The 24,739-nt window shown below is 70.9% G+C and carries 25 protein-coding genes; 14 read left to right on the top strand and 11 right to left on the bottom strand.

What is annotated here, in order from left to right; translation table 11 throughout:
- Positions 1 to 338: 338 nt before the first annotated feature.
- The 3 genes from ACIGXO_RS05980 to ACIGXO_RS05970 form a co-directional block, all read right to left on the bottom strand.
- On the bottom strand, positions 339 to 1,811 hold the full coding sequence (locus tag ACIGXO_RS05980; protein ID WP_399781938.1) for a catalase: 1,473 nt from the start codon (positions 1,809 to 1,811) through the stop codon (positions 339 to 341).
- Positions 1,812 to 2,015: 204 nt separating this feature from the next.
- Positions 2,016 to 3,506 (bottom strand): thiamine pyrophosphate-binding protein, encoded by a 1,491-nt coding sequence (locus ACIGXO_RS05975; protein ID WP_399780896.1) that lies wholly within the window; start codon positions 3,504 to 3,506, stop codon positions 2,016 to 2,018.
- 38 nt (positions 3,507 to 3,544) lie between these two features.
- Positions 3,545 to 4,390 (bottom strand): TIM barrel protein, encoded by an 846-nt coding sequence (locus ACIGXO_RS05970; RefSeq protein ID WP_399780894.1) that lies wholly within the window; start codon positions 4,388 to 4,390, stop codon positions 3,545 to 3,547.
- Between the two features lie 137 nt (positions 4,391 to 4,527).
- On the opposite strand from ACIGXO_RS05970, the gene ACIGXO_RS05965 reads away from it, so the two are divergent.
- The 9 genes from ACIGXO_RS05965 (at position 4,528) to ACIGXO_RS05925 (ending at position 13,364) form a co-directional block, all read left to right on the top strand.
- Positions 4,528 to 4,806, top strand: a complete 279-nt coding sequence (locus tag ACIGXO_RS05965) for a hypothetical protein (RefSeq protein WP_399780891.1) — start codon at positions 4,528 to 4,530, stop codon at positions 4,804 to 4,806.
- The gene (locus ACIGXO_RS05960; protein ID WP_399780888.1) at positions 4,803 to 5,183 is read left to right on the top strand and encodes a helix-turn-helix domain-containing protein; all 381 of its coding nucleotides are present in this window, start codon (positions 4,803 to 4,805) and stop codon (positions 5,181 to 5,183) included. The genes ACIGXO_RS05965 and ACIGXO_RS05960 overlap by 4 nt, the downstream gene beginning before the upstream one ends.
- Before the next feature lie 175 nt (positions 5,184 to 5,358).
- Positions 5,359 to 5,871 (top strand): 2-oxo-4-hydroxy-4-carboxy-5-ureidoimidazoline decarboxylase, encoded by a 513-nt coding sequence (uraD, locus tag ACIGXO_RS05955; protein WP_399780885.1) that lies wholly within the window; start codon positions 5,359 to 5,361, stop codon positions 5,869 to 5,871.
- Entirely contained in the window at positions 5,868 to 6,266 is a 399-nt protein-coding gene (gene uraH, locus ACIGXO_RS05950; RefSeq protein ID WP_399780881.1) for a hydroxyisourate hydrolase, read from the top strand. Before uraD ends, uraH begins: the two co-directional genes overlap by 4 nt.
- Before the next feature lie 7 nt (positions 6,267 to 6,273).
- On the top strand, positions 6,274 to 7,206 hold the full coding sequence (gene pucL / locus ACIGXO_RS05945) for a factor-independent urate hydroxylase (protein ID WP_399780878.1): 933 nt from the start codon (positions 6,274 to 6,276) through the stop codon (positions 7,204 to 7,206).
- A 90-nt stretch (positions 7,207 to 7,296) separates the two neighbouring features.
- A complete protein-coding gene (locus tag ACIGXO_RS05940; RefSeq protein WP_399780875.1) occupies positions 7,297 to 8,700 on the top strand; it encodes a nucleobase:cation symporter-2 family protein in 1,404 nt (467 codons plus the stop codon).
- Between the two features lie 42 nt (positions 8,701 to 8,742).
- Entirely contained in the window at positions 8,743 to 10,143 is a 1,401-nt protein-coding gene (locus ACIGXO_RS05935; protein ID WP_399780873.1) for an 8-oxoguanine deaminase, read from the top strand.
- Between the two features lie 321 nt (positions 10,144 to 10,464).
- Positions 10,465 to 11,883 (top strand): nucleobase:cation symporter-2 family protein, encoded by a 1,419-nt coding sequence (locus ACIGXO_RS05930; protein WP_399780870.1) that lies wholly within the window; start codon positions 10,465 to 10,467, stop codon positions 11,881 to 11,883.
- Between the two features lie 113 nt (positions 11,884 to 11,996).
- Positions 11,997 to 13,364 carry a nucleobase:cation symporter-2 family protein gene (locus tag ACIGXO_RS05925; protein WP_399780867.1) on the top strand — a complete coding sequence of 456 codons (1,368 nt, stop codon included), beginning with the start codon at positions 11,997 to 11,999 and terminating at the stop codon, positions 13,362 to 13,364.
- 66 nt (positions 13,365 to 13,430) lie between these two features.
- On the opposite strand, the gene ACIGXO_RS05920 is transcribed toward ACIGXO_RS05925, so the two are convergent.
- The 3 genes from ACIGXO_RS05920 to ACIGXO_RS05910 all read right to left on the bottom strand — a co-directional run bounded on the left by ACIGXO_RS05920 (position 13,431) and on the right by ACIGXO_RS05910 (position 16,892).
- Positions 13,431 to 14,255, bottom strand: coding sequence for a chitosanase (locus tag ACIGXO_RS05920; RefSeq protein ID WP_399780865.1), 825 nt, complete (start codon positions 14,253 to 14,255; stop codon positions 13,431 to 13,433).
- A gap of 173 nt (positions 14,256 to 14,428) precedes the next feature.
- Complete coding sequence (gene aceB / locus ACIGXO_RS05915) at positions 14,429 to 16,060, bottom strand: malate synthase A (protein WP_399780862.1); 1,632 nt, start codon at positions 16,058 to 16,060, stop codon at positions 14,429 to 14,431.
- A gap of 229 nt (positions 16,061 to 16,289) precedes the next feature.
- Entirely contained in the window at positions 16,290 to 16,892 is a 603-nt protein-coding gene (locus ACIGXO_RS05910) for an NTP transferase domain-containing protein (protein WP_399781936.1), read from the bottom strand.
- A 477-nt stretch (positions 16,893 to 17,369) separates the two neighbouring features.
- Here ACIGXO_RS05910 and ACIGXO_RS05905 point away from each other — a divergent pair, with 477 nt between their 5' ends.
- Positions 17,370 to 17,690, top strand: a complete 321-nt coding sequence (locus ACIGXO_RS05905; RefSeq protein WP_399780860.1) for a DUF5955 family protein — start codon at positions 17,370 to 17,372, stop codon at positions 17,688 to 17,690.
- An 89-nt stretch (positions 17,691 to 17,779) separates the two neighbouring features.
- On the opposite strand, the gene ACIGXO_RS05900 is transcribed toward ACIGXO_RS05905, so the two are convergent.
- Positions 17,780 to 18,580, bottom strand: a complete 801-nt coding sequence (locus tag ACIGXO_RS05900) for an IclR family transcriptional regulator (RefSeq protein ID WP_399780857.1) — start codon at positions 18,578 to 18,580, stop codon at positions 17,780 to 17,782.
- A 369-nt stretch (positions 18,581 to 18,949) separates the two neighbouring features.
- Between ACIGXO_RS05900 and ACIGXO_RS05895 the strand changes: the two genes are divergently transcribed.
- Together ACIGXO_RS05895 and allB are read left to right on the top strand one after the other, a co-directional pair.
- Positions 18,950 to 19,690: an aspartate/glutamate racemase family protein gene (locus ACIGXO_RS05895; protein WP_399780854.1), complete on the top strand. Its 741-nt coding sequence runs from the start codon at positions 18,950 to 18,952 to the stop codon at positions 19,688 to 19,690.
- Positions 19,691 to 19,892: 202 nt separating this feature from the next.
- Positions 19,893 to 21,227: an allantoinase AllB gene (gene allB, locus ACIGXO_RS05890; protein ID WP_399780851.1), complete on the top strand. Its 1,335-nt coding sequence runs from the start codon at positions 19,893 to 19,895 to the stop codon at positions 21,225 to 21,227.
- A gap of 66 nt (positions 21,228 to 21,293) precedes the next feature.
- On the opposite strand, the gene ACIGXO_RS05885 is transcribed toward allB, so the two are convergent.
- Positions 21,294 to 21,668: a cupin domain-containing protein gene (locus tag ACIGXO_RS05885; RefSeq protein WP_399780848.1), complete on the bottom strand. Its 375-nt coding sequence runs from the start codon at positions 21,666 to 21,668 to the stop codon at positions 21,294 to 21,296.
- Positions 21,669 to 21,870: 202 nt separating this feature from the next.
- On the opposite strand from ACIGXO_RS05885, the gene ACIGXO_RS05880 reads away from it, so the two are divergent.
- Positions 21,871 to 22,299 carry a MarR family winged helix-turn-helix transcriptional regulator gene (locus ACIGXO_RS05880; protein ID WP_399781934.1) on the top strand — a complete coding sequence of 143 codons (429 nt, stop codon included), beginning with the start codon at positions 21,871 to 21,873 and terminating at the stop codon, positions 22,297 to 22,299.
- On the opposite strand, the gene ACIGXO_RS05875 is transcribed toward ACIGXO_RS05880, so the two are convergent.
- From ACIGXO_RS05875 to ACIGXO_RS05865, 3 genes are all read right to left on the bottom strand, one after another.
- On the bottom strand, positions 22,282 to 22,950 hold the full coding sequence (locus ACIGXO_RS05875; protein WP_399780845.1) for a transcriptional regulator: 669 nt from the start codon (positions 22,948 to 22,950) through the stop codon (positions 22,282 to 22,284). The genes ACIGXO_RS05880 and ACIGXO_RS05875 overlap by 18 nt on opposite strands.
- 159 nt (positions 22,951 to 23,109) lie before the next feature.
- Positions 23,110 to 23,292, bottom strand: a complete 183-nt coding sequence (locus ACIGXO_RS05870; protein ID WP_399780842.1) for a DUF6126 family protein — start codon at positions 23,290 to 23,292, stop codon at positions 23,110 to 23,112.
- Between the two features lie 29 nt (positions 23,293 to 23,321).
- The gene (locus ACIGXO_RS05865) at positions 23,322 to 23,948 is read right to left on the bottom strand and encodes a helix-turn-helix domain-containing protein (RefSeq protein WP_399780839.1); all 627 of its coding nucleotides are present in this window, start codon (positions 23,946 to 23,948) and stop codon (positions 23,322 to 23,324) included.
- Between the two features lie 187 nt (positions 23,949 to 24,135).
- On the opposite strand from ACIGXO_RS05865, the gene ACIGXO_RS05860 reads away from it, so the two are divergent.
- Entirely contained in the window at positions 24,136 to 24,612 is a 477-nt protein-coding gene (locus ACIGXO_RS05860) for a ribonuclease domain-containing protein (protein ID WP_399780836.1), read from the top strand.
- The last annotated feature ends 127 nt before the right edge of the window (positions 24,613 to 24,739 follow it).

The raw sequence follows: 24,739 nt of genomic DNA, 5'->3' as shown, positions 1-24,739 counted from the left end.
TACGGACGAGCGGGCCCTGCGGGTGGTTCCCGCCCGGTGACACGGGTTACAGGCGCGACAGGACACGCGCCACCGGACGGAGTCTGGGGAGGGGGAGGGGATGAGAAGAGGAAGGTGTGCTCCGCGGTGCGGGGGAGAGGACGCGCCCTTCCCTATGAGACGCGCCCGTACCACCGCACTGGTTTCCCCCGCCGCGCCGCGGAGCCCACCGTCGGCCGGCGGCCGAAGCCGCCGGCCGGTCCGTACCGCCCGGCCACCCCTCAACGGGCCGGACGGTACGGACGCGCAAGGGTGCTGACCTCCCGTCAGTCCTCACGCAGCCTTTTCGAGGACCGGACTCAGTCCTCGCGCAGCTCGCGGACCTTGGCCTCGACGCGCTTGCCGTAGTCCTGGTCGGCCGCGCTGAAGTGCGAGATCATCTTCTCGATGACGTCGTCGCGGGAGACCTGCGAGAGACCGCCGGCGATGTTCGCCACCAGCCGCTGCTTCTCCTCCTCCGACATCAGCCGGTAGAGCTCGCCGGCCTGGAAGAAGTCGTCGTCCTTCGTGTGCTGCGGGGCCTCGTGGGTGCCGGTGTGGCCGGTGACGGCGAACGGGGCGGACAGCGCCTCGTTCGTCTGGACCGGGCCGCCGTAGCTGTTCGGCTCGTAGTTCTTCGCGTTCCGGTCGTACGCGTTGGCGGCCATGAAGCCGTCCCGGCCGTAGTTGTTCACCTTGGTGGCCTTCGGCGCGTTGACCGGCAGCAGGGTGTGGTTGACACCCAGGCGGTAGCGCTGCGCGTCGGCGTAGGCGAAGAGCCGGCCCTGCAGCATCTTGTCGGGGGACGGGCCGATGCCGGGCACGAAGTTGTTCGGCGAGAACGCGGACTGCTCGACCTCGGCGAAGACGTTGTCCGGGTTGCGGTCCAGGACCATCCGGCCCACGCGCTGCAGCGGGTAGTCCTTGTGCGGCCACACCTTGGTGAGGTCGAACGGGTTGAAGCGGTAGTCCGCCGCCTCGGCCGCCGGCATGATCTGCACGTACAGCGTCCAGGACGGGTACACGCCGCGCTCGATGGACTGCAGGAGGTCGGTCTGGTGCGAGGTGGCGTCCTTGCCGGCCAGTTCGGCGCCCTGGTCGGCGTCCAGGCAGCGGATGCCCTGGTTGGTCTTGAAGTGGTACTTGACGAAGAACTGCTCGCCCTCGGCGTTGGTCCACTGGTAGGTGTGCGAACCGTAGCCGTTCATGTGGCGGTAGGAGGCCGGGATGCCCCGGTCGCCCATCAGCCAGGTGACCTGGTGGGTGGCCTCGGGGGAGTGCGCCCAGAAGTCCCAGACGTTGTCCGGCTCCTGCTTGCCCGTGAAGGGGTCGCGCTTCTGCGAGTGGATGAAGTCGGGGAACTTGATCGGGTCCTTGATGAAGAACACCGGGGTGTTGTTGCCGACGAGGTCGTAGTTGCCCTCTTCGGTGTAGAACTTGACCGCAAAGCCGCGCGGGTCACGGGCCGCGTCCGGGCCGCCGAGGCTGTCGGCGACGGTCGAGAAGCGGATGAAGAGCTCGGTCCGCTTGCCGACGGTGTTCAGGAAGTCGGCGCGGGTGAAGCCGGTGACGTCGTCGGTCACCTCGAAGTACCCGTACGCGCCGGAACCGCGGGCGTGCACCACACGCTCCGGGATGCGCTCCCGGTTGAAGCGGGCGAGCTTCTCGATGAGGTGCTGGTCCTGCAGGACGATCGGGCCACCGATGCCGGCGGTGGCGGAGTTCTGGTTGTCGGCGACGGGGGCGCCCGACTCCGTGGTGAGTGTGCGCGCCGTCAGCGAGGGCTTCGTCATGGTGACCTTCCGTACGAAGAGCGCGGAAGCCGACTTCCGCATGTTGGAGCGTATGGAGGGCTCCAACCAAACGTCAACAGTTTGTTGAAAACTTGCTCGTGACCTTCTACCACCGCACGCAGCGGCCGGAAAAGGGTCCCGGCGGCGGCACCTGGGCGCGACAGGACAGGTGTCGGCGCCGCCGCCGGAAGTCTGTGCGTGCTGTTATGCGCCGGGCCTGGCCAGCACGTCCACCAGGACCGGCCGCCGCGTGGAGACGGCCTCCTTCCGGGCCCACTCCAGCGCGGAGCGCAGCCCTTCCCGGTCCGTGACCCGGCAGCCCGAGCAGTCGTACGCCTCGGCGAGGCGCACGGCGTCCGGACCGCGCTCGTCCCGGCCGAGCAGTAACTGCACGTACGGCACCGAGCACTCCGCCGCGGCCGCCAACTCCTCGGCGAGCGGCGGGAGTCCGGGACCCGTGCCGATGCCGACCAGCACGGTGTCCGGCGCCGTGGCGGCCAGTGCGAGCCGTGCGCCGAGCGCCGCGGGCACCGCCCAGCCGGGCGGCCCGCCGCGGCCGCCGAGCAGCAGCCGTCGTGGCCCGCCGACCGGGAGCAGCGCGCCGCTCCACTCGCCGTACACCTCCTCGGTGAGGACGAAGCAGGCGTCCGTACCGAAGACCGCGCCGAGCTCCGCGTGGACCCGGCGGACCGGGACCTGAGCGCCGCCCGGGCCGGACGCGGGGACCGTGGCCCCGGCGGGCCTGGTCCACTGAGCGCACTCCCGGCGCTCCCCACCGTCGAGCGCCGAGTCCAGCAGCCCCTCCAGGAAGAGCCGGGCATCCGCGACGATTCCCGGCCCGGCGGTGCCGTACCCGCCGATCGCCGACGGCTCGGCATCCACCTGGATCACCGTGCGCACCCCCGCGAGGAGGCCGGCGGCCCGCCCGGTGCCGACCGCGAGCACGCAGTCCGCCGCGTCGAGGGCCCGCTGTCCCGGAGAGCACCCGACGGTACCGGCGTACAGCTCGTCGCCGTCCGCCGCGCAGCCGCGGCCGCCCGGGGTGTCGGCGAACGGCACCCGCAACCGCCCGGCCAGCGCGCGCAGCGCGGCACCGGCGTCCGCCGCGGTCACCCCGCCGCCCGCCAGCAGCAGCGGCCGGCGCGCGGCCAGCAGCAGCTCCAGGGCGGCCGCGACCTGTCGTGGATGCGGTATACCGCTGCGTGTCGGCAGTGGTGCGTCGACCGCCGGATCGTATGCGATCTCCGCCTCGGTGTCGGCGGGCAGTTCGACCAGCACCGGGCCCGGCCGGCCCTCGCGGGCCGTACGGAACGCCTCGCGCAGCGCCCACGGCAGGCGGGCGGCGGAGGCGGCCGGTAAGACCTGCCCGGCCACCGCCCCTAACGGCTCCACGGGTCCCTCGGCGAGGCAGACCAGCGGTACGCCGTCGGCGCGTGCGGCGTGCAGTCCGGGGGCCAGTCCCGGCACCGACGCCGCGCCCGCGACGACCACTCCGGTGCGCCCGCTCGCGCGGGCCCAGCCGTCGGCCATGTGCACCGCGGACTGCGCGTGGCGTGCGGTGCGGAGAGCGGTGCCGGCGTCGGCGAGCGCCGCGTACAGCGGGCCGCCGGGCGCGTCCGGGCAGCCGAAGGCGGCGTCGCCGCCCTCGTCCCGGACGATCCGGGCTGCCGCCGCTGCGGCGGTCGTCCTCGGCATCGGTCGCTCCCCCCGGCCCGTCCGTCAGTCGTCCGTGCTCAGTTCCGGCCGGCGGCGCGCAGCGGGGCGGGCAGCCACTCGAAGGCACCGGCACTCGGGCGGTCGCCGGGCTTGTACTCCAGGCCCACCCAGCCGTCGTAGCCGGCCTTCTTGAGGCGGTTGACCAGGTCGGTGAAGTCCAGGTGGCCGGTGCCGGGCGCGCCGCGTCCGGGGTTGTCGGCGATCTGCACGTGCCCGGTCTTCTCGGTGTACGACTCGATGACCTCGTTGAGGTCCTCGCCGTTCATGGCCAGGTGGTACAGGTCCATCAGGAACTTGGCGTTGCCGAGGCCGGTGGCCGCGTTGACCTTGTCGACGATCTCGAGGGCCTTGGGCGCGGAGACGATCGGGCAGAGCGGCGACTCGGGCTTGTTCAGCGCCTCGATCAGCAGCGTCGCGCCGATGGAGTCGGCGGCGCGGGCGGCGTAGATGAGGTTGGCGAGGGCCACCTCGTCCTGGAGGGCCGGGTCGACGCCCTCGATGCGGTTGCCGTACAGCGCGTTCAGCGCCGTGCAGCCCATCGTGCGGGCGAACTCCACCGCGACCGGTACGTTGGCGCGGAACTTCTCGGACTCCTCACCCGGCAGGGAGAGGGCGCCGCGGTCGGGGCCCGGCAGCTGCCCGGCGTAGAAGTTCAGGCCGACCAGCTGGGTGCCGGCGTCGTTCAGCGCGTCCCGCAGGGCGTCCAGCTCGGCCTGCTCGGGCACCGGCGCGTCGACCCACGGCCACCACAGCTCGACCGCGGTGAAGCCGGCGGCGGCCGCGGCGGCGGGGCGCTCCAGCAGCGGGAGCTCGGTGAAGAGGATCGACAGGTTGACGTCGAAGCGCGTGTCGGTGAAGCCCATGCGGGGTAAGCGCCTTCCGTATTGCGAAACTTTCTTTCTGCGTATTGGAAGAGTGCCCGCGGGGAAGGAGAGCTGTCAAGGGGTGACGTCCGACCGATTCTGGTGGCCGGCCCGACGTCGGCAGTAGGTTGACGGGTGTGCGATTGAGAGTGGAGTTCACGACGGAACCGTTCGACCTGGACGAGGCGCCGGACCACGCGGTGGTGGCCCGTGAGGTCGTCACGGGTGCCGAGCTGGACGCGGTCGACGTCGGCCCGTTCGGCAATACCGCCGAGGGGGACGCGGAGCGGGTGCTCACCGCGGTGGACGCGCTGCTGCGGCAGTCCCTGGCGGCCGGCGCCACCCGCGTCTCGCTCCAGGTCAACGTGGTACGCGAGGGCCGGGACGGCCAGGACGGCAAGGAGGCCGAGCGGTGACCGAGGCTGCCGACCACCCGTTCGTCCAGGCGGTGAAGCCGCTGGTGGACGCGATGGGCGGGGAGATGGTCGCGCCGGAGCTGGCGCAGGGGGACGACGTCGTGCTGGCCTGGGAGGGCGAGGACCGGGTGGCCGTACGGCTGCCGCACCTCTCCGACTCCCTGGACCACCTGCTGGCGGACCTGGAGCGCCGGCACGGCCGCCCGCTCGCCGAGCTGGACCGCAAGACCAAGCAGTCGGTCGTGCGCATCCTGGAGACCCGCGGCGCCTTCTCCGTACGGCACGGCGTGGAGACGGTCGCGAGCGCGCTCGGAGTGTCCCGGTTTACGGTGTACAACTACCTCAACAGGGAGAACGGGACGAAGGTCGAGCGCTGACCGGCTCCCGCCCCTTACCTCCCAGCAAACCGCCACAAGCCGTCGTTCCGGGTTTCCGGAACGGCGGCTTTCGTGTTGCCGAGTTTTCAACAAAGTGTTGACGTGGTGTTGTCGGGAGACTTAGCTATGCCCAGCCCGTCCAACGCACAGCACGACGCAGCCACGGAGGCTTCCCGTGTCTTCGAGTACGACTCCGGGGCTCACCCGGTTCAATGCCGCCGATGTCAGCGAGGCCCAGGCCGCGCTGCACGAGGTGTGTGCCAGCGAGGCGTGGGGGAGCAAGATCCTCGCGCAGCGCCCGTACGCCGACACCGAGGCCCTCTTCGCCGCCAGCGACGCCGCCATGGCAGAGCTGACGGCGGACGACCTGGCCGAGGCGATGGCGGGGCACCCGCCGATCGGCCGCCCCAAGCCGGGCGACCCCACCTCCTCGCGCGAGCAGCGCGGGATGGCGGGGGCCTCCGACGAGCTCAAGGCCGAGATGCTCGAACTGAACCTGGCCTACCAGGAGCGCTTCGGGCACGTCTTCCTCATCTGCGCGACCGGCCTGACCGCCGAGCAGATGAGGGACGCGGTCCGTAACCGGATCGACAACACGCCGGAACACGAACGAGAGATCGTGCGTGGAGAGCTCGTCAAGATCAACCGCATTCGCCTGACCCGCCTCGCAGAAGGAGACGCAGCATGAGCAGCGACACGGCTGCCAATGAGACGTCGGTGTCCACGCACATCCTGGACACCAGCGTCGGCCGCCCCGCAGAGGGCGTGGCCCTCACGCTCTCGGTGCGCTCCGGCAGTGACGGTTCATGGACCGCGCACGGCGCGTCCAAGACGGACGCGGACGGGCGCTGCAAGGACCTGCCGGCCCTGCCGGCCGGCACCACGCACGTACGCCTCGATTTCGAGACGGAGGCGTACTTCACCACAAAGCAAGCCGAGGAACAGCAGGACGCCCCCGCGCTACGGGACAGCGGAGCCTTCTTCCCGGAGGTGGCAATCACCTTTGCCGTCAAGCCGGGCGAGCACTACCACGTACCGCTGCTGCTCAACCCGTTCGGCTACTCCGTATACCGAGGGAGCTAGCACCGACATGCCCACGATTCTCGGCCAGAACCAGTACGGCAAGGCGGAAAACCGGGTCGTAAAGATCACCCGGGACGGCGACACGCACCACATCAAGGACCTCAACGTCTCGGTCGCCCTCTCCGGCGACCTCGACGACGTCCACCTGACCGGCTCGAACGCCAACTGCCTGCCCACGGACACGACGAAGAACACCTGCTTCGCGTTCGCCAAGGAATACGGCATCGAGTCCGCCGAGCAGTACGGCATCCACCTCGCCCGGCACTTCGTCGACAGCCAGCCGTCCATCCACCGGGCGCGCATCCGCATCGAGGAGTACGCCTGGGAGCGCATCGCCGGCTCCGACGCCAACTCCAAGTTCATCGGCGCCGACGAGGTCAAGCACTCCTTCGTCCGCAAGGGCCAGGAGACCCGCCTCGCGCAGATCACGTACGACGGCGAGAAGTTCGAGATCCTCTCGGGCCTCAAGGACCTGACCGTGATGAACTCCACGAACTCCGAGTTCTGGGGCTACATCAAGGACAAGTACACGACGCTGCAGGAGGACTACGACCGCATCCTCGCCACCTCGCTCTCCACCTGGTGGCGGCACAACTGGACGTCCGACGAACAGCGGATGCCCAACTGGGAGCGGTCCTACGACCAGACCAAGAAGCACATCCTCAACGCCTTCGTCGAGACCTACTCGCTCTCCCTGCAGCAGACCCTGTACCAAATGGGTTCGCGGGTCATCAACAACCGCAGTGAGATAGACGAGATCCGCTTCTCCGCGCCGAACAAGCACCACTTCCGCCAGGACCTCTCGCCCTTCGGTCTCGACAACGAGGCCAAGGACGGGGCCGTCTACTACGCGGCGGACCGCCCGTACGGGCTCATCGAGGCCACCATCCTGCGCGACGGTGTCGACGCGCGCATCCCGGTGGACATGACCAACCTCTGACGGCTCTCCCACGCCGCGAAGTGCCTCGCCTCCCCCTCCCGTTATCCCGCACGGCGGGAGGGGGCCGCGAAACCTTGAGGGGAACGACCCATGGCACAGCAATCGCACGTTGAGCACCACCCTGAAACCGACGTCCACCCGGTGGACGAGAAGCTGGGGCCCAAGCGGCTCGTCCCCGCCGCCCTTCAGCACATCGCCGCCATGTACGCCGGCGTGGTCACCCCTCCGCTCATCATCGGCCAGGCCGCCCACCTGGACTCGGCAGGCCAGACCCGGCTGATCGCCGCGAGCCTCCTCATTGCCGGGCTCGCCACCCTTCTGCAGACCCTGGGCATCCGGAAGATCGCCGGTAACCGGCTGCCGTTCGTGAACGCCGCCTCCTCGGCCGGCATCACGCCCATGCTCGCCATCGCGGAGACCACCGCCAAAGGGCACCAACTGCCCGCGATCTACGGCGCGGTCATGGTCGCCGGCGTCTTCTGCCTCGCCGTCGGCCCCTTCTTCGGCAAGCTGCTGAAATTCTTCCCGCCGCTGGTCACCGGCGTGGTGATCACCCTCATCGGGGTGACGCTGATGCCCGTACCGGTCGGCTGGGCGCAGGGCGGCGACGCCAAGGCGTCCGACTACGGCGACATGAAGTACCTGGCGCTGGCCGGCTTCACGCTCGTGGTCATCCTGCTCATCCAGCGGTTCACCCGGGGCTTCTTCAAGCAGATCGCGCTCCTCCTCGGCCTGGTCATCGGCACGCTCGCCGCGATCCCGTTCGGCCTGGCGGACTTCTCCTCGCTGCGCGAGGCGCCGATCGCCGCGCTGCCCACGCCCTTCGCCTTCGGCCCGCCGGAGTTCCAGCCCGCCGCGATCCTCTCGCTGTGCATCGTCATGCTCGTCCTGATGACCGAGTCCTCCGCGGGAATGCTGGCGCTCGGCGAGATCTGCGACCGTGAGTGCACCGGTAAGACCATCACGCGTGGTCTTCGTACGGACGGCATCGCGACGCTCATCGGACCGATCTTCGGCGGCTTCCCCACCAGCGCCTTCGCGCAGAACGTCGGTGTCGTCTCGCTCACGAAGGTACGCAGCCGCTACGTCGTCGCCGTCGCGGGCGGTGCCCTCATCGTGCTCGGCGCCTTCCCCGTGCTCGGCGCGGTCGTCTCGCTGGTCCCGATGCCCGTGCTCGGCGGTGCCGGCATCGTCCTCTTCGGCTCCATCGCGGTCAGCGGCATCCGCACGCTCTCCGAGGCCGGCCTGGACGACAGCTCCAACATCATCCTCGTGGCCGTGTCGCTCGGCGCCGGGATCATCCCGCTCGCCGCGCCGACCTTCTACGCGGACTTCCCGGCCTGGGCGCAGACCGTCCTGGGCTCCGGTATCAGCGCCGGTGCGCTCGTCGCGGTCCTGCTCAACCTGTTCTTCCATCATCTCGGCACCCGGAGCACCCCGCGGGCGGCAGTACTGTCAGCTGCCTCGCCCGGCTCCGGCACTCAAATCCCGTAGGGCCATGCCGTGCCCGAACCGCCAGAGAACGAAGGAACCGCCATGGCAGCATCGGCATCCCCTGACAGCGGGGTCGCGCGCATCGTCATCGAGAACTGCGCGATCGCGACCGTCGACGCCGACGACACCGAGTACGCCTCGGGGCATGTCGTCGTCGCCGGCAACCGGATCGAGTCGGTGGGCGCGGGTTCCGCGCCCGAGGGCCTGGACGGTGTCGTACGCCGTATCGACGGCACCGGCCACCTGCTCACCCCCGGCCTGGTCAACACGCACCACCACTTCTACCAGTGGATCACCCGCGGCCTCGCCACCGATCACAACCTGTTCAACTGGCTGGTCGCGCTCTACCCCACCTGGGCCCGCATCGACGAGCCGATGGCGGCGGCGGCAGCGCAGGGCTCGCTGGCGATGATGGCCCGCGGCGGCGTCACCACCGCCATGGACCACCACTACGTCTATCCGCGCGGCTCCGGCGACCTGTCGGGCGCCATCATCAAGGCCGCGTCCGACATGGGCGTACGCTTCACGCTCGCCCGCGGCTCGATGGACCGCGGCGAGTCGGACGGCGGGCTGCCGCCGGACTTCGCGGTGGAGTCCCTGGAAGGCGCGCTCGCGGCCACCGAGGAGACCATCGACCGGCACCACGACGCCTCCTTCGACGCGATGACGCAGATCGCCGTCGCGCCGTGCTCGCCGTTCTCGGTCACCACCGGCCTCCTCAAGCAGGGCGCCGAACTGGCCCGCCGCAAGGGCGTGCGGCTGCACACCCACGGCAGCGAGACGGTGGAGGAGGAGAAGTTCTGCCACGAGCTGTTCGGCATGGGCCCGACCGAGTACTTCGAGTCCACCGGCTGGCTCGGTGCGGACGTGTGGATGGCGCACTGCGTCCACATGAACGACTCCGACATCGAGGCGTTCGCCCGCACCCGTACGGGCGTCGCCCACTGCCCGTCCTCCAACGCGCGCCTCGCGGCCGGCATCGCCCGGGTACCGGACATGCTCGCGGCCGGCGTCCCGGTCGGCCTCGGCGTGGACGGCACCGCCTCGAACGAGTCCGGCGAACTGCACACCGAACTGCGCAACGCGCTGCTCATCAACCGCCTCGGCCCGCACCGCGAGGCCGCCCTGAATGCCCGTCAGGCGCTGCGCCTGGGCACCCACGGCGGCGCGCGGGTGCTCGGCCGGGCCGACCAGATCGGCTCGGTGGAGGCCGGCAAGCTCGCCGACCTGGTGCTGTGGAAGCTGGACGGCCTCGGCCACTCCACCATCGCCGACCCGGTCACCGCGCTGGTCTTCGGCGCGGCGGCCCCGGTGACCCTCTCGCTGGTCAACGGCGCGCCGGTGGTCGAGGACAACCGCCTCGTCACCGTCGACGAGGACGCCATCGCACGTACCGCGCGAGCCGAGTCCCAGCGGCTCGCCCGGATCGCCGCCGGGGGCTGACCCCAGCGGTACGCACCACTCGTACGGCACAGCCTGTACGGCACACCTGAAGACTCGGTCGGGGGGGACGGCCCCCGGCTGAGCTTGTGGATCCGAGCGGGGTCCACAAGCGCCGTAACCCGGGGACGCGGGCACTCACCCGCGTCCCCGGGCCGGTACCGCACCCGCTCTCCGCGTCACCACGCATCACCCCTCCACGCGCGCCATAAGCGCGTCGCCACACCCGCATCCGCACTCGCACCCGCACGGCATCACATGGCAGTCCCTCCGTGACAGGCTCGTGCCACCGCCCGGTGGTACAGAAATCGAAGGAGGCCCGCAGTGGCCGCAACACCCGGGCAGCACGTGGAGGGGGACCGGAAGCATCCGGTCGACGAGACCCTTCCGCCATTCAAAATGTTCACCAGCGGCCTGCAGCACGTGGCCGCGATGTACGCGGGCGTGGTCGCCCCGCCGATGATCGTCGGGCCCGCCTGCGGGCTGAGCGCGACGGAGACGGCGTTCCTCATGGGCGCCAGCCTCTTCACCGCCGGCATCGCCACCCTGCTGCAGACCCTCGGCTTCTGGAAGATCGGCGCCAAGCTGCCGTTCGTCAACGGCGTCTCGTTCGCGGGCGTCACTCCCATGGTCGCCATCGGCAAGGCGCAGGGCCCCGAGAACGCGCTGCCGATCATCTTCGGCGCGGTGATCGTCGCCGGCGTCCTCGGCTTCTTCCTCGCGCCGTACTTCTCCAAGCTGGTCCGCTTCTTCCCGCCGGTGGTCACCGGCACCGTGATCACCCTGATCGGCGTCTCGCTGCTCCCGGTGGCCTTCAACTGGTCCCAGGGCGGCAACGCGGCGGCGCCGGACTACGGTTCGCTGACCAACATCGGCATGGCGGCGCTGACGTTCGTGATCGTGCTGGTCCTGCGGCGCACCCTGCGCGGCTTCCTCCAGCAGATCTCGATCCTGCTCGGCCTGATCGCCGGCACGCTCATCGCGATCCCCGTCGGCATCACCGACTTCAGCGTGCTCGGCAAGTCCGCCGTCATCGGCTTCCCGACGCCCTTCCACTTCGGCGCCCCGCAGTTCGACGTCGCCGCGATCATCTCGATGTGCATCGTGATGCTGGTCTGCATGACGGAGTCGACCGCCGACATGCTGGCGCTCGGGAAGATCGTCGGCCGGCCCGCCGACGAGCGCACCATCGAGGGCGGCCTGCGCGCCGACACCCTCGGCACGGCCATCAGCCCGCTCTTCAACGGCTTCGCGTGCAGCGCCTTCGCGCAGAACATCGGCCTGGTCGCGATGACCAAGGTACGCAGCCGCTTCGTCGTGGCGACCGGCGGCCTGATCCTGATCGTCCTGGGCCTCTGCCCGATCGCCGCCTCGGTCATCTCCCTCGTACCGCTGCCGGTCCTCGGCGGCGCGGGCATCGTCCTCTTCGGCTCGGTCGCGGCGAGCGGCATCCAGACGCTCTCCACCGCGGCGCTGGAGAAGGGCGAGAACGCGCTGATCGTCGCGGCGGCCGTCGGCATCGGCCTGATCCCGATCGCGGCGCCCGAGTTCTACCACAACTTCCCGAAGGACCTGCTGGTCGTGCTGGACTCCGGGATCTCCACCGGCTGTCTGATCGCCATCATCCTCAACCTGCTCTTCAACCATCTCGGGGCAAAGAAGGGGAGTTCGGCGGAAGATACGAGTTCGGGGATTCCGCAGCAGCGGACGGCAGAAGGGTCTTCCGCTGCCGGGGTGCACTGACGTAACGTCTCCGCAGCCCCCAGGCTTTATGGAAGTTACTTTCCAGTCTCGAAACCGGTCCTGCCCATGGGGTGGGGCCGGTTTTCGTACTGTAGACGGAAGAAGCGCCACCCATGAGTACTGCCGCAGACCGCCCCGTCGAGGACGTCCACCCCGTCGACGAGATCCTCCCGGCGGGCCGCATGCTCGTCGCGAGCCTTCAGCACGTCGCGTCGATGTACGCCGGAGCCGTCTCCGTACCGCTCGTCGTCGCCGTCGCGGCCAAGATGTCCCCGGGCGACACCGCGGTCCTGATGGGCGGCAGCCTCCTCATGGCCGGCATCGCCACCCTCCTCCAGACGCTCGGCATCGGGAACTTCATCGGCTCCAAGCTGCCGTTCGTCAACGGCGTCTCCTTCGCGGGCGTCGGCGTGATGCTGACGATCCTCACGACGCAGGGTGGCGTGCAGGCGGGCATGCCCGTCGTCTTCGGCGCCATCATCGTCTCCAGCCTCTTCGGCTTCCTGGTGAGCTCCTACTTCTCCCGCCTCGTCCGCTTCTTCCCTCCCGTGGTCACCGGCTCGGTCATCCTCCTCATCGGCGTCTCACTCATCCCGGTTGCGTACGACTGGATCGTGGACGGCTCGTCGAGCGGCACCCCGCACCCCGAGAACATCGCCCTGGCCGGCGCCACGATCCTCGTCATGCTGCTCCTGCAGCGTTTCACCCGCGGCTTTCTGAAGCAGATCAGCATGCTCTTCGCGATGGTCTTCGGCACGCTGCTGGCGATCCCGATGGGCCTCGCCGACTTCTCGAAGCTCGACGACGCGGCCCTGGTCGGCATCCCCTCCCCGCTCCACTTCGGCGCCCCCGAGTTCTCCCTCCCCGCGATCGTCTCCATGTGCGTGGTCATGCTGGTGATCCTCACCGAGTCCACCGCCGACATGATCGCCCTGGGCAAGATCGTCGGTAAGGACGTCGACGAGCGGACCATCGCCCGCGGCCTGCGCGCCGACAGCCTCGGCTCCGCGCTCAGCCCGCTCTTCAACGCCTTCCACGCCAGCGCGTTCGCGCAGAACATCGGCCTGGTCGTGATCTCCAACGTGCGCAGCCGCTTCGTCGTCGCGCTCAGCGGCGGCCTGCTCGTCCTGATCGGTCTGAGCCCGGCCGCCGCCGCGCTGATCTCCGTCGTACCGATGCCCGTCCTCGCCGCCGTGAGCCTCTTCCTCTTCGGCTCCATCGCGGTCAGCGGCATCCAGACCCTGCTCCAGGCCGACCTGCACCGCGGCGACAACGCCCTGATCGTCGTCGTCACCCTCGGCGCGGGCCTGGCCCCGGCCCTCTCGGACGGCTTCTACGACGCCTTCCCCTCCTGGGCCCAGATCGTCCTCGGCTCCGGCATCTCCACCGGCTGCCTCCTGGCGGTCACCTTGAACCTGGTCTTCAACCACCTGGGCAAGCGGGCCGGCGCGCCGGTGGAGGAACCGGCGACGGCGCACTGACCGGCGCGCCGGCCGCCACTCGGTCACCGGCGGGCTGGGGCGCGTGGGGTGCCCCGGCCCGCCGGCCTACGGCGTGCTGGACCGGCCGATGTGGTACGGGTCCCCGTACACCTTCCAGTCCAGCGGCGGATCCAGGTTCAGGTTCCCCTTGTTCAGGAACACCCGCTGCGCGGTATCCACCCGACTGGTGTCGCTGTGCGCTTCTTCCTGCTTCATGGCCCACACCCGCGCATCCAGGAAGGCACCGAGGTACGTCCGCTCGTCCCCGCCCTGTGCGGGGGTTCTGGCTTTCCCCATCGCCTTCTTCCGAATGCTGCCAAAGCTCGTCGCGTCGTCCCCGTCGCCGTGCATCACGACGGCGTCGTAATACGCGAACTGCCCCAGCACCCCGACCCCGTCGGCCTTCCCCCGCTTCACCGCGGGGTTGAAGTACACCCGGTCCCGCTCGTCGTCCTGCGCCTTCCGGAAGTCCGCGTCCTGCGCGGCCTTCTTCCATGCGTCGGTGAAGCCCGGGTCCAGCCCCTCGTGCGAATCGCTCCCGTCCACCGCCCGCAACGCGGGCAGGTACTCGGCCAGCACATTCCCCGGCTTCCGCTGCGTGTAGAGCTCCACCAGCTCCACCATGTCATGCGTCCCGGAACAGAACCCGATGATCCCGCCGGTGTATCCGCGCCCGTCTCCTATGTCCTCGATGTACCCGTACTGCGCCTTCCAGTCCAGCGAGGAATTCTCCGCACTGGACACCAACTGCATGGCGATCTCCTTCTTCGCCGGATCATCGAGCCCGGCCGGCCCGGCGTGCGCCGCCGAGGGCACGGCGAACAGCGCGAGACCGAGAACAACACTGGCGGCGGCCCTGCCGGCCGCCGCGGCTTTCGATCGGGTACGCATGGTGGATCTCCTCCTGCCAGGAGCGCTCCGTGGGGGGTTCCCCAATCGTTAGGAAGCTTTCCTACCAGGCGCGGGGGGTGACGTATACCCGTCAGGGCGTGGGGAGTTGAGGAACGGGTGGCACGCGAACGCCCCCGTCGCGGAGCGCGACGGGGGCGTTGACGTGCGGGACGTCAGTCCAGGAGTTCGTACGCCGGGAGGGTCAGGAAGGCGGCGTAGTCGGTGTCCAGGGAGACCTGGAGGAGGAGGTCGTGGGCCTGCTGCCACTTGCCGGCGGCGAAGGCTTCCTCGCCGAGCTCCTTGCGGATGGCGGTCAGTTCCTCGTCGGCGATGCGGCGGACGAGGTCGGCGGTGACCTTCTCGCCCTCGTGGCCGGGCTCCTCGAAGACGACGCCCGCGTCGACCCACTGCCAGATCTGCGAGCGGGAGATCTCGGCGGTGGCCGCGTCCTCCATCAGGCCGAAGATGGCGACGGCGCCGAGACCGCGCAGCCACGCCTCGATGTAGCGGGTGCCGACCTGGACCGCGTCGACCAGGCCCTGGTAGGTGGGCTTGGCATCGAGCGAGTCGATGGCGATCAGGTCGGCGGCGGAGACGGAGACGTCCTCGCGCAGCCGCTCCTTCTGGTTCGGCTTGTCGCCGAGGACCGCGTCGAAGGAGGCGCGGGCGATCGGGACCAGGTCGGGGTGGGCGACCCAGGAGCCGTCGAAGCCGTCGCCGGCCTCGCGGTCCTTGTCGTTCTTGACCTTGGCGAGCGCCTTCTCGTTGGCCTCGGGGTCCCGGCGGTTCGGGATGAAGGCCGCCATGCCGCCGATGGCGTGCGCGCCGCGCTTGTGGCAGGTGCGCACGAGGAGTTCGGTGTACGCGCGCATGAACGGGGCCGTCATCGTGACCGCGTTGCGGTCCGGCAGGACGAACTTGGCGCCGCCGTCGCGGAAGTTCTTCACGATCGAGAAGAGGTAGTCCCAGCGGCCGGCGTTCAGGCCGGAGGCGTGGTCGCGGAGCTCGTAGAGGATCTCCTCCATCTCGTACGCCGCGGTGATCGTCTCGATCAGGACCGTGGCGCGGATGGTGCCCTGGGGCACGCCGACGTAGTCCTGCGCGAAGACGAAGATCTCGTTCCAGAGGCGGGCCTCCAGGTGCGACTCCGTCTTCGGGAGGTAGAAGTACGGGCCCTTGCCGAGGTCGAGCAGGCGCTTCGCGTTGTGGAAGAAGTACAGGCCGAAGTCGACCAGGGCGCCGGGGACGGGCTTGCCGTCGAGCTGGAGGTGGCGCTCGTCGAGGTGCCAGCCGCGGGGGCGCATCACGACGGTCGCGAGCTCCTCGGCGGGCTTGAGCGCGTACGACTTGCCGCTGCGCTCGTCGGTGAAGTCGATCCGACGCTCGTACGCGTCGATCAGGTTGAGCTGGCCGAGGACGACGTTCTCCCAGGTGGGAGCGGAGGCGTCCTCGAAGTCGGCGAGCCAGACCTTGGCGCCCGAGTTGAGCGCGTTGATGGTCATCTTCCGGTCGGTGGGACCGGTGATCTCCACCCGGCGGTCGTTGAGGGCCGCGGGGGCCTCGGCGACCTTCCAGGAGTCGTCCGCGCGGATGTGCGCGGTCTCGGGGAGGAAGTCCAGGGTGCTGGTGCGGGCGATCTCCGCGCGGCGCTCGTCGCGGCGGGCGAGGAGTTCGTCGCGGCGGGGGGTGAACCGGCGGTGCAGCTCAGCCACAAAGGCCAGAGCGGCCTCGGTGAGGACCTCGCCCTGACGCTCCAGGGGCTCGGCTTCGACGATGGCCAGCGGGGACGGCGCTGGTGCGGACATGGGCTGTCACTCCATTCAGCAGCGGTGCCTTGACGGCCGCCGGGGCGCCCTCCTGGCGGCACTGGGTGCCGAGGGCTCCGAGATACGGTCGCGGGCGCCGTCTGGGGTTCAGGGCGCTTCTGACCAGTGGAGAGTAGTTTCCTTATGGCGGAAGTTCAATGGTTTGTTGACGTCGAGATTCTTTTGATCGACAGATGAGGCGATCGAATGGCGCTGAGTGCCACCGTGGTCACGCTCCATTACCGCCGGGCCCCCGTCCAGGGCTGCCGAGTCGGGGCAGGTCGGCCGGGGTGTCGATGTCGTACGGCTCGGCCACGTCCGCGCACTCGACGAGCGTGAGCGCGTCGGCGTGCGCCGCGAGATAGTCCCGCGCGCCCCGGTCGCCCGACGCGCCCGCCGCGACCGCGGCCCAGCGTTCCGCCCCGAAGAGGACCGGGTGCCCGCGCCGCCCCTCGTACACCGCCGCCGCCAGATCCGCGCCCGCCTCGTACGCGGCCACCAGCCGGGCCACCGCCGCGGACCCGATGCCCGGCTGGTCGACGAGGGAGACCAGTACGGCGCCCGCGCCCGTACCGGCCAGCGAGGCGAGGCCGGCCCGCAGCGAGCCGCCCATGCCCCGCGCCCAGTCCGGGTTCTCGGTGACCGTGTACCCGGACAGCTCGGCCCGCGCGCGTACCGTGTCCGCCGCAGCGCCCAGCACGATGTGCACCGGGCCGCAGCCGCCCTCCCGCAGCACCCGCGCGGCGTTCTCGACCAGCGGCCGGCCGCGGAAGTCCAGCAGCGCCTTGGGGCGTCCGCCCAGCCGCCGCCCGCCGCCGGCGGCGAGCAGCAGGCCGGCGACGGGCGGCCGGCCGGCTCCCGCGGACGGGGCGGGCGGGGGAGCGGTGGGGTGCGCGTCGGCGCCGGAGGTCGTCATGGGACGTGCTTACCGCATCGCGGCGCGTCGCAGCACGCGGCGCCGTGCCCGCCTCCGGTGCGCCCGGCGCACCACGGGCGCGTACCGGAAGTCAAGCGCCGTCCGGCGCGACGGCGATTCTGCGTCAGATTTGCCGCCCGACCCGCGCCGAACAGCGCCGGTCACGGTCGTGACACTCCCGGTCGCGGGGGTACCGGGCCCCAGTGGCGCCCCGGACGGGCCGGTGGGGCGTCATGTGACGGCGGGGGAGAGGTACAACTGAATTTCGCTCTCCGTATGGCGCGAATAGCGCACCGTGGCGTTAACTGATCCGCGGCTTCCCGATGGAGCGGGGCCGGGTGAGGGGGCGATGAGGTGCGGTGCGAACCAACGGCCGTGGAGGGTGCCGTCGTTGTGGAGCAATGGCAGAGGCAGAGGGCGAGGCAGGAGACCGGGGTCGCGGACGATCCACGCGTCGAAGCGCTGCGCGTGGCCGTCGCCAGGCTCCGCCGCGAGCTGGCCGGGTACCCGGCGGAGCTGCCCGACCGGGGCGTCGCCGAGGAGGAACTGGCCGCGCTGGACGCCATGGTGAGCGGCGGCACGCCGGAAGTGCCGCGGCTGCGCCGCTCCCTGCTGCTGATCGCGGGAGCGGTGGGCTCGGTCAGCGCGCTGTCGCCGACGCTCACCGAGGTGCGCAAGGTCATCGACCTCTTCGGTGATCTGCCGCGCGGCTGAGAGACACGGACGTACGAAGCGGGGGGGGGGGGGGGGGGGGCCCCCCCCCCCCCCCCCGCTTCGTACGTCCGTGGTGGGCGGCTGCCCGGTTACGCCGGGTTCTGGTTCGCCAGTGCCACCGACAGCTCGCGGGCGACCTCCTGGAGGACCGGCACGATCTTGTCCGTGGCGGCCTCGGTGACGCGGCCGGTCGGGCCGGAGATCGAGATGGCCGCGGCGGTCGGCGAGTCCGGGACCGGCACGGCGATGCAGCGCACGCCGATCTCCTGCTCGTTGTCGTCCACCGCGAAGCCCTGCCCGCGGACCTCCGTGAGCGCGTCCAGGAACGCGTCCGGCTCGGTGATCGTCTTCTCGGTCGCGGCCGGCATGCCGGTACGGCCCAGCAGCGCGCGGACCTCCTCCGGTGAGTGGTTCGCCAGCAGCGCCTTGCCCACGCCCGTGGTGTGCGGCAGCACCCGCCGGCCGACCTCGGTGAACATGCGCACCGCGTGCCGGGACGGCACCTGCGCGACGTACACGATCTCGTCGCCGTCCAGCAGGGCCATGTTCGCCGTCTCGCCGGTCTCCTCGACCAGCCGGGCGAGGTACGGGCGGGCCCAGGTGCCCAGCAGGCGCGAGGCGCTCTCGCCGAGGCGGATCAGGCGGGGGCCGAGCGCATACCGGCGGTTGGGCTGCTGGCGTACGTAGCCGCAGGCCACCAGCGTGCGCATCAGGCGGTGGATGGTCGGCAGCGGCAGTCCGCTGCTGGCCGACAGCTCGCTGAGACCCACTTCGCCGCCGGCATCTGCCATCCGTTCCAGCAGGTCGAAGGCGCGCTCGAGAGACTGGACGCCGCCGCTCGCGGCTGCGGGCTTGGCTGCGTCGGAAGTGCTGGCGCTGGACGACGGCACGTCGCATTCCTTTCGGATCAGGTGGTGTCGGGCCCGGCGCGTGCAGAGGGAGAATTCCGCGTCCGACCGGAGCAGCCTACCGGTCCTCCGCTGTCGACACACTGTCTATCGCACAGTCGTTCCTGCCGGTCAGCCCCCGTTTGGCGGCTGACCCGGGATGCGACCTGGGTTACTGGCCGGGATCCCTTGACGGTCCTAGTGGGCGAAGCTACGTTCTGCAACGCGAAAGCTACTTCTCATTCTGTGGAATCCTCCAATTCACCGAAGCGCCGGACCGCCCCCCTCGGAGCCCCCGCTGCCGGGCCCGTGTCCACCCCCGGGCCGCCCCGTCGCGCTTCCCGGCCGAAGCCTCCGGCTTCCTGGAGCGTCATGCGCATTCTCGTCATGAATCCGAACACCACGGCCTCCATGACCGCATCGATCCGCGCCACCGCCACCGCCGTGGCGGCCCCCGGCACCGAGATCCTCGCCACCGAACCGCTCTGGGGCCCGGAGTCGATCGAGGGCCACTTCGAGGGATACCTCAGCGCCGCGGCCGTACTGGACCGGCTCACCACCATCGACACGCCCTTCGACGCCCTGGTCATGGCCGGGTTCGGCGAGCCCGGGCGGGAGGGTGCGCAGGAGCTGCTGGACGTGCCCGTCCTGGACATCACCGAGAGTGCCGCGCAGATGGCGATGATGCTCGGCCACTCCTACGGCGTCGTCACCACCCTGGACCGCGCCGTGCCGCAGATCAGCGACCGGCTGCTGACCGCGGGCCTGCTGCAGCGCTGCGCCGGCATCCGCGGCACCGGCCTGGGTGTGCTGGAGCTGGAGGAGGACGCACACCGGACCGAGCGGATCATCGTCGAGACGGCGCGCGAACTCGTACGCGAGGGTGCCGAGGTGATCTGCCTGGGCTGCGGCGGGATGGCCGGGCTGCAGGAGAAGGTCGCGGCCGAGCTGGGCGTGCCGGTCGTGGACGGCGTCGCGGCGGCCGTGAAGTTCGCCGAGGCCGTGGTCGGCCTGGGCCTCACCACGAGCACCGTACGGAGCTTCGCCGCACCGCGCCCGAAGCGGATCGGCGGCTGGCCGATCAGCGGGCAGCGGGCGTCGTCGCAGCGGTGACGCCAATTTTTCCGCTTAGACATCAGTCATCTGACGTCTGATGACTGCTGCCGACGGCCTCTGAAGGGTCTTGACGGGTCGCTGCCCGAAGTGAAGACTCTTCAACAGAAAGTTGAATTTCGTAGTGCGGAAACACCCGCACTCGCGCGAGCAGTAAGAACGTCGAGCAGCAAGAAAACCGAGCAACAAGAAAGGGGACCGGGTGTCCGACGTACAGCTGGTGCTCCGCTCCACGCGGGTCATCACTCCGGAGGGGACGCGCGCGGCGTCCGTCACCGTCAAGGACGGGAAGATCGCCGCGGTGCTGCCGCACGACGCCGCGGTGCCGGCCGGGGCACGGGTCGAGGACTTCGGCGACGACGTCCTCCTGCCCGGCCTCGTCGACACCCACGTCCACGTCAACGACCCGGGCCGGACCGAGTGGGAGGGCTTCTGGACCGCCACCCGCGCGGCCGCCGCCGGCGGCATCACCACCCTCGTGGACATGCCGCTGAACAGCCTCCCGCCGACCACCACGGCCGAGAACCTCGAGACCAAGCGCGAGGTCGCCCGGTCCAAGGCGCACATCGACGTCGGCTTCTGGGGCGGCGCCATCCCCGGCAACGTCAAGGACCTGCGGCCGCTGCACGACGCCGGTGTCTTCGGCTTCAAGTGCTTCCTCTCGCCCTCCGGCGTGGATGAGTTCCCGCAGCTCGACCAGGAGCAGCTGGCCGCGGCGCTGGGCGAGATCGCCGGCTTCGACGGCCTGCTCATCGTGCACGCCGAGGACCCGGACCACCTGGAGAGCGCGCCGCCCGTCAGCGGCCCGAAGTACGCCGACTTCCTGGCCTCCCGGCCGCGGGTCTCCGAGGACGACGCGATCGCCGGCCTGATCGCCCTGGCCAAGCGGCTGGACGCCCGGGTGCACGTACTCCACCTCTCCTCCTCCAACGCGCTGCCGCTGATCGCGGCCGCGAAGGCGGAGGGCGTCAAGCTCACGGTCGAGACCTGCCCGCACTTCCTCACCCTGACCGCCGAGGAGATCCCGGACGGCGCGACGGAGTTCAAGTGCTGCCCGCCGATCCGTGAGTCCGCGAACCAGGACGCGCTGTGGCAGGGCCTGGCCGACGGCACGATCGACTGCATCGTCTCCGACCACTCGCCCTCCACCACCGACCTGAAGACCCCGGACTTCGGCGACGCCTGGGGCGGCATCTCCTCCCTCCAGCTCGGCCTGCCCGCGATCTGGACGGCGGCCCGCGCCCGCGGCCACTCCCTGGAGGACGTGGTCCGCTGGATGGCGGCGGCCCCCGCCGCCCTGGTCGGCCTCGACCGCAAGGGCGCCATCGCCCCGGGCCGCGACGCCGACTTCGCCGTCCTCGACCCCGACGCCACCTTCACGGTCGACCCCGCGGCCCTCCAGCACCGCAATAAGATCACCGCCTACGCGGGCAAGACCCTGCACGGCGTGGTCCGCTCCACCTGGCTCCGTGGCCAGAAGATCAACGACGCCGGCGAACTGACCGCCCCGACGGGCGAACTGCTCGTACGCGACTGACCTCCGGGGCGCGGCGGGCCACTGGCCCCGCCGCGCCCACGGGATCGCTGTCCGCCGCGCCCGCACTCAACTCGCCCACGGCAACGGCCGGTCCCCCTCACTTCCGGGTACGGAGGCCCGGCCCCCGGCGCGCATGGCGACCATCGCCTCGCACGGCTCCCCGGCGGTACGGAACTGCCGTACGACGCCGGCCGGCAGGACGACCGTCTGCCCCGCGGCCACCGTCTCGGTGCGGCCCGCCGCCGTCACCTCGACCGATCCGTCGGTCACCGTCCACACCTGCTCACGGTCGACCGCGTGCTCCGGCCCGGCGGCGCCCGGGTCCATCCGCACCCGCCAGGTACTCAGTTCGACGCTGCCCCGACTGGGCGCGGCGAGCCCGGTCATCACGGCGGCGGGGGTGGCGGTGACGTGGTCGGGGGACGGGGTGATCACATGCATGGCGTCTCTCCTCGTATCCTCATGGTGAGTCAAGCTGCTTTACTCGCTCGATGAGTAAAGCAGCTTGACTCGCGTGTGTCACCATGGATCCGTGCGCCCGAACGACCGACTCCCCGATGACCGACTCTCCGACGATCAACTTCCCGACGACCGGCCCCCCGGTGGTCGGCTCCCCGATACCGAGCTGACCTTCCTGCTCGGCATGGCCTTCCAGCTGCTGCTCGCCGAGTTCACCGGCAGGGTGGCCGAGGCCGGTTATCCGGATCTGCGGCCCGTGCACGGCATGGCCTTCCAGGTGCTGCGTGGCGCGGGAGCCACCAGCAGTGAGCTCGCGCAGCGGCTGGGCGTGACGAAGCAGGCCGCCGGGCAGCTCGTCGACGACCTGGAGCGCCGGGGGTACGTACGCCGCGAGCCGCATCCCGCGGGCGGGCGCCGCAAGCTGGTGGTCCTGACCGACGCGGCGCACCGCCACCTGGCCGTGGCCGGCCGCATCCTGCACGAGCTGGAGGACGAGACGGCCCGGCGGGCGGGCGCGCCGGACCTGTCCGTCCTGCGGGATGAACTGGCACGTGTGATCGGCGCGTTGAATGCGGGTGGTGACGGGCTGCCGCCGCTACGGCCGGTGTGGTGAGGTCAGGGTCGTCCAGAACATCAGCTCGTACGCCTGGAGGTGGCGGCCGTAGCGGTGGGCCAGGGGGAGGTCCAGGGCTCCGGAGTCCAGGCCGTGCTGGAGGGCCGTCAGGGTGCGGGTGGTCAGCTCCGGGTCCGGGGTGGCGAAGAAGTCGAAGAAGGCGCAGGCGTCGTCGGTGAAGCCGTAGCGGTGCCGCATGGCCTGGCCGACGGCGCGGCAGTAGTCGCCCCACGCGGCGAAGTTGGCGGCGAGGGCCAGTACGGCGTCGGCCGGCTCGGCGCCGAGGGCGAGCCAGGCCGCGTAGGCCGGGTACGCCTGGCAGCCCGGCCGCGGTTCGTGCGCCGCGGTCTCCTTCTCCGTCAGGCCGCAGGCGCCGGCGAGGGTGCGGACGTGTTCCAGCGCGATGCCCTCCCCGTCGGCGAGGTAGGAGAAGAACGCCGCGAGCGGTGGCTCGGCGGCGGCCCGCCCGGCGAGGTGGCGGAAGCTGCGCCGGTCCGAGGCGATGATGTGGTGCTGCTCCAGGGCGAGCGCGGCGAAGACCTCGCGTGGCGCCTCACCTGCGGCGATGGCCGGTACGAGGGGATTGGCGCCGGGCGCGGGGGCCAGCTCTCGTACGGCGGAGTCGAGGACTTCGGTCGCGGAACGGGCCATGGGCGGCCTCCTCGGCGGGCAACGGCGGGGCGGTGCCCCGCGTGGTCCCCTCCAGTGTGGCGACAGAGCGGCCGCTCGGGGCCTTAATGAGTGGGGTTCCACCTCGGGCTCGTCGTCGCACCCCCCTGCGACCGAGGGGGCGCCCCCCGCACCGCGGGCTCAGGAGGCGGACTTCAGCATGACCACGATGAAGCTGAGGAACGCCAGGAGGACGTGCGAGCCGACGACATAGAGGGCGACCCGTACGGACAGTCCGAGCGGAGCCCGGTCCTCGACGTCGTTCTTACGGGCTCGGGCTCGGGCTCCGGCGGACGCCGGCGGGGACGCGGGCTGCTCGGACACGGTGCTGGTCCTTTCCACGACGGGCGGCTTCACAGGCCGCGGCGGGTGCCGCCGCCCAGGCACAGTTCGGTGGCGCCGCTCTGCATGAGGGTGTGCACGAAGAGGATCTCGGTGCCGCTGCCGGCGGCGTCGGCGATGCGGTGCGGCGTGAGCGAGTCAAAGTGTGCCGCGTCGCCCGGATCGAGGAGCTGCTGCGTCTCGCCGAGCGTGAGCCGCAGCCGGCCCTTGAGCACGTACAGCCACTCCTCGCCGGGGTGCACCCGCACCAGCCCGGCCTGGCCGTCGTGCGGCGGGACGAACACCCGCAGCGCCTGCATGGCCCGGCCGGGGCCGCCCATCGGCCAGTACGTCCAGCCGCCCGCCTCCGAGGGCTCGGCGTCGCTGCCGCGGAACACCGGCTGGAGCTCCGGCGCGGTCTCGCCGAGCAGGTCGGATACCGTAGTGGCGTACGTCCGTGCCAGGGAGAGCAGCATCGGCAGCGAGGGCTGACGGCGCCCGGTCTCCAGGCGCGAGAGGTGCGCGGGCGACAGACCGACCCGCCGGGCCGCGGTCTCCAGCGTGAGCCCCGCGCGACGCCGCAGGTCACGCAGGCGGGGCGCGACGGCGGGCAGCTCTTCGGCCGCGGCGTCGGCCCCGTTGTCCAGGGGTTCGGTCATATCTCTGGTATAGCCAGTTTCGGCCCGGCGGGCAAAAGATTTGCCTCAGAGGCAAAGGCTGCCGCCGCTGAGCGTCTCGCGTCCGCCGCGCCTTCGTCCCTCCCTGTGAACTCTCTCTGTGAACTCCCGGGAAATTTCCCGCACTTGGATTGACAGGTCCATGTCTACGCGCGTCATGCTGTACGCCATGAGAATCCCCCCACGGATCACCCGGATCGGCGCCCTCGGCGCCCTCGCCTCGGCCCTGTTCCTCGCGGGCCCCACCGCCGTCGCCGTCACGCCCGCGGCCGCCCCCGCCGCGGTGGCATACACGGCCCCCGTACACGCGGCTTCCGTGCACACAGCCCCCGTGCACGCGACTTCCGCGCACACGGCGGCCGTCGGTGACATCTGCTACTCGAAGCTGCCCGGCGAGGCCCACGAGACCCTGGACCTCATAGAAAAGGGCGGCCCCTACCCCTATCCGCAGGACGGCACCGTCTTCGACAACCGCGAAGGCATCCTGCCGCAGCAGGACAGCGGCTACTACCACGAGTACACCGTCGAGACCCCCGGATCCCCGGATCGCGGCGCCCGCCGCATCGTCACCGGCGAGCAGACCGACGAGGACTACTACACCGCCGACCACTACGAGTCCTTCGACCTGGTGGACCGCGGCTGCTGAGCAGCGCGGGACCAGTGCGGGGGGGGGGGGGGGGGGGGCGGGGCCCCCCGGGTGTTGGACCCGATGTAGCCCCCCGGGCGGGGCCCCCGGGGGGCCCCCCCGCCCCACAACACCCCCCCCCCCCCGG

It is taken from the genome of Streptomyces sp. NPDC053542 (assembly GCF_044544685.1).
Classification (GTDB): domain Bacteria; phylum Actinomycetota; class Actinomycetes; order Streptomycetales; family Streptomycetaceae; genus Streptomyces.
This window is presented reverse-complemented; position numbering and strand designations above follow the sequence as displayed.

What these genes read in the sequence shown, in the direction of transcription:
- pucL (WP_399780878.1), top strand. Translation starts at nt 6,274, where the DNA reads ATGCCCACGATTCTCGGCCAGAACCAGTACGGCAAGGCGGAAAACCGG.
- ACIGXO_RS05875 (WP_399780845.1), bottom strand. Translation starts at nt 22,950, where the DNA reads ATGGCCCGTTCCGCGACCGAAGTCCTCGACTCCGCCGTACGAGAGCTG.
- ACIGXO_RS05860 (WP_399780836.1), top strand. Translation starts at nt 24,136, where the DNA reads ATGAGAATCCCCCCACGGATCACCCGGATCGGCGCCCTCGGCGCCCTC.
- ACIGXO_RS05885 (WP_399780848.1), bottom strand. Translation starts at nt 21,668, where the DNA reads ATGCATGTGATCACCCCGTCCCCCGACCACGTCACCGCCACCCCCGCC.
- ACIGXO_RS05920 (WP_399780865.1), bottom strand. Translation starts at nt 14,255, where the DNA reads ATGCGTACCCGATCGAAAGCCGCGGCGGCCGGCAGGGCCGCCGCCAGT.
- ACIGXO_RS05865 (WP_399780839.1), bottom strand. Translation starts at nt 23,948, where the DNA reads ATGACCGAACCCCTGGACAACGGGGCCGACGCCGCGGCCGAAGAGCTG.
- ACIGXO_RS05970 (WP_399780894.1), bottom strand. Translation starts at nt 4,390, where the DNA reads ATGGGCTTCACCGACACGCGCTTCGACGTCAACCTGTCGATCCTCTTC.
- ACIGXO_RS05980 (WP_399781938.1), bottom strand. Translation starts at nt 1,811, where the DNA reads ATGACGAAGCCCTCGCTGACGGCGCGCACACTCACCACGGAGTCGGGC.
- ACIGXO_RS05940 (WP_399780875.1), top strand. Translation starts at nt 7,297, where the DNA reads ATGGCACAGCAATCGCACGTTGAGCACCACCCTGAAACCGACGTCCAC.
- ACIGXO_RS05975 (WP_399780896.1), bottom strand. Translation starts at nt 3,506, where the DNA reads ATGCCGAGGACGACCGCCGCAGCGGCGGCAGCCCGGATCGTCCGGGAC.
- ACIGXO_RS05935 (WP_399780873.1), top strand. Translation starts at nt 8,743, where the DNA reads ATGGCAGCATCGGCATCCCCTGACAGCGGGGTCGCGCGCATCGTCATC.
- ACIGXO_RS05895 (WP_399780854.1), top strand. Translation starts at nt 18,950, where the DNA reads ATGCGCATTCTCGTCATGAATCCGAACACCACGGCCTCCATGACCGCA.
- aceB (WP_399780862.1), bottom strand. Translation starts at nt 16,060, where the DNA reads ATGTCCGCACCAGCGCCGTCCCCGCTGGCCATCGTCGAAGCCGAGCCC.
- uraH (WP_399780881.1), top strand. Translation starts at nt 5,868, where the DNA reads ATGAGCAGCGACACGGCTGCCAATGAGACGTCGGTGTCCACGCACATC.
- ACIGXO_RS05925 (WP_399780867.1), top strand. Translation starts at nt 11,997, where the DNA reads ATGAGTACTGCCGCAGACCGCCCCGTCGAGGACGTCCACCCCGTCGAC.
- ACIGXO_RS05880 (WP_399781934.1), top strand. Translation starts at nt 21,871, where the DNA reads ATGGCCTTCCAGCTGCTGCTCGCCGAGTTCACCGGCAGGGTGGCCGAG.